This window comes from uncultured Campylobacter sp. (assembly GCF_937997595.1).
Lineage (GTDB): Bacteria > Campylobacterota > Campylobacteria > Campylobacterales > Campylobacteraceae > Campylobacter_B.
In genome coordinates this window covers 1-2,037 of the sequence record NZ_CALKTS010000035.1, presented here as the reverse complement: position 1 = coordinate 2,037, position 2,037 = coordinate 1, and the positions used below count along the sequence as shown (strand labels likewise).

General features: G+C 38.2%; 2 protein-coding genes. Both read left to right on the top strand.

What is annotated here, in order from left to right:
* Positions 1 to 625 (top strand): DUF4198 domain-containing protein (locus tag Q0614_RS01285; protein ID WP_298785938.1); only part of this gene is annotated, 625 nt, incomplete at its 5' end.
* Positions 626 to 991: 366 nt separating this feature from the next.
* Entirely contained in the window at positions 992 to 1,759 is a 768-nt protein-coding gene (locus tag Q0614_RS01280) for a hypothetical protein (protein WP_298785937.1), read from the top strand.
* The last annotated feature ends 278 nt before the right edge of the window (positions 1,760 to 2,037 follow it).

Genomic DNA, 2,037 nt, shown 5'->3' with positions numbered 1-2,037 from the left:
ATTTGCCACGTGCGAGCCGATCGATAAGCAGAGGGAGAATAATTTTGAAATCCCCGTAGTCATAGATAAAAACGGCAAAAAAATCGAGCTAAAGCGCACGAGCGAGAACTATAAATTCGAAGGCGAAAAGCAGCCGGAAGGCGTCTATATTATTACCGGGCAATATAAACCGACCTTTTGGACCGAGGATAAAAGCGGCAAATGGCATATGGGCGGCACGAAAGATACGATCAAAGACGCTAAATTTTGCCGTCGCGCCACTATGCTCGCAAAGGGAGTCATTAACACGCAAGCAGGTGATCTCATAACTAAGCCCGTGGGCGAGCGACTCGAGCTCGTACCTTTAGAAAATCCGGTAAATTTCAAAGCCAATAAGCCGTTTAAAATTAAAGTGCTGTTTGAAGGCAAACCACTTGCAAATGCCGCAGTTGAGGGTGCACCGGATGGATTTCTGGAAGATATGAGCGCATTTTATGGTATGACTGACGATAAGGGCGAAATCGAGGTAATGGCGCTAAAGCCGGGCCCTTGGATACTAAAAGCAAGAAATAAACTCGCATTTTCGGATCCAAAGAAATGCGACGAAGAGACGATCATCGCGTCTTTTGCTTTTGAAGTGAAATAAGTTTAAATTTGCTCTAAATTTTACTCCGGCTTTTAAATTTAAAAGCCGGATTACGCTATTGCGCGGACTTTATAGGTTACGCGCGTAGGCTGCGCTTTTAACTCGTCGCGATTTGCGCATTGTGCTACGACAAGCTTTCCTGGTAAAATTTCAATTTTAGTTTGAATACTCGCTTTTTCATAAATGAACTTTAAAATTCAGCTTCTAGTGCCTATTCGCCCGAAACAATCCTCGTTCAAAACCAAAAGATTAAATTTAATTCAAATTTTGCTCTATTCAAAATTCCACTCGCGCCCTAAAATTTATCTAAATTTCAAACCCCGCAAGTATAATCCGCCATAAATTTTAAAAATCTAAAGGCAAAAAATGAATCGTGATACTTTAAACGCCATAAAATTTCGCGGTATAACCTCTAGCGTTTTATCGATTTGCTGTTACCTGATCATTTGGGCTTGTTGCGAGTTTTGGCATGACGTTGAAATAAGCAAATTTTTAGGCGTTGCCGCCGTAATTGTTGCCATAATTTTCGCTTCGATGATTTTTAAACTCTCGGCAACCAAAATTATCTCTGATATCTCCGATAGTAAGGTCTTTAGGACGTATTTAATTACCTTTATTGCTCGAGTGCTTTGGACTATCATGGTTATCGCATTTTTATTGTATGCTATAAATATCGCGAGCTCGGAAACTCTCAATTACTTCTTTCATAGCCACAGAGAATCTTTTGTAGATACATTCTATTCTGTTATTAGAACAACTCAAAATATAGGGTTTAGTTATCAAAACGAAGCGACGCTGATTGCCATATGGGGCAATATCTTTCTTGTTGTAATTCCAGCACTTAAAACTATTAATTACGTAGTGTTGATACTAGTGTATTATAAACTAGGCAAAGCTGCTACAAACAAGATTTTTTACTTCTGTGGAGGATTATATTTTATGTATTGGATACTTCTAAATATTATGAATGTATTCGTTAATCTTCCGAAAATAAGCAATGTAACAGCGGTATGTATCATACTTATAGCGATTTTTTTATATGAAATTTTAGAACTTATCGCTTGGATTAGGATTAAAGGAATTTCAGGCGCGGAGCTTTGGAATAAAAACTTATGGACGACGCCAGCAAAATAGATCATAAAATCCAATCGGTTTCGCTGGGTATCGGGCAGTATCCGGTTAGCCTAGAGAAGAAGGGCAAAAATTTTTACTAGCAAAATTCTGCGTAAAATCACAAAATTCTGCCCTACGAAAGCATCTGAAATCCCCCACGAAAAAATGAAATAATTTATATAAAAATTTATCTAGATTTTATGCCGATCGGCTATAATTCAGCTATTCTAATCCCGCATATTTTGCGGAATTTTCAAGGAGAAAAAATGCTTAAACTTCACTCAATCCTTCTTGGTGCA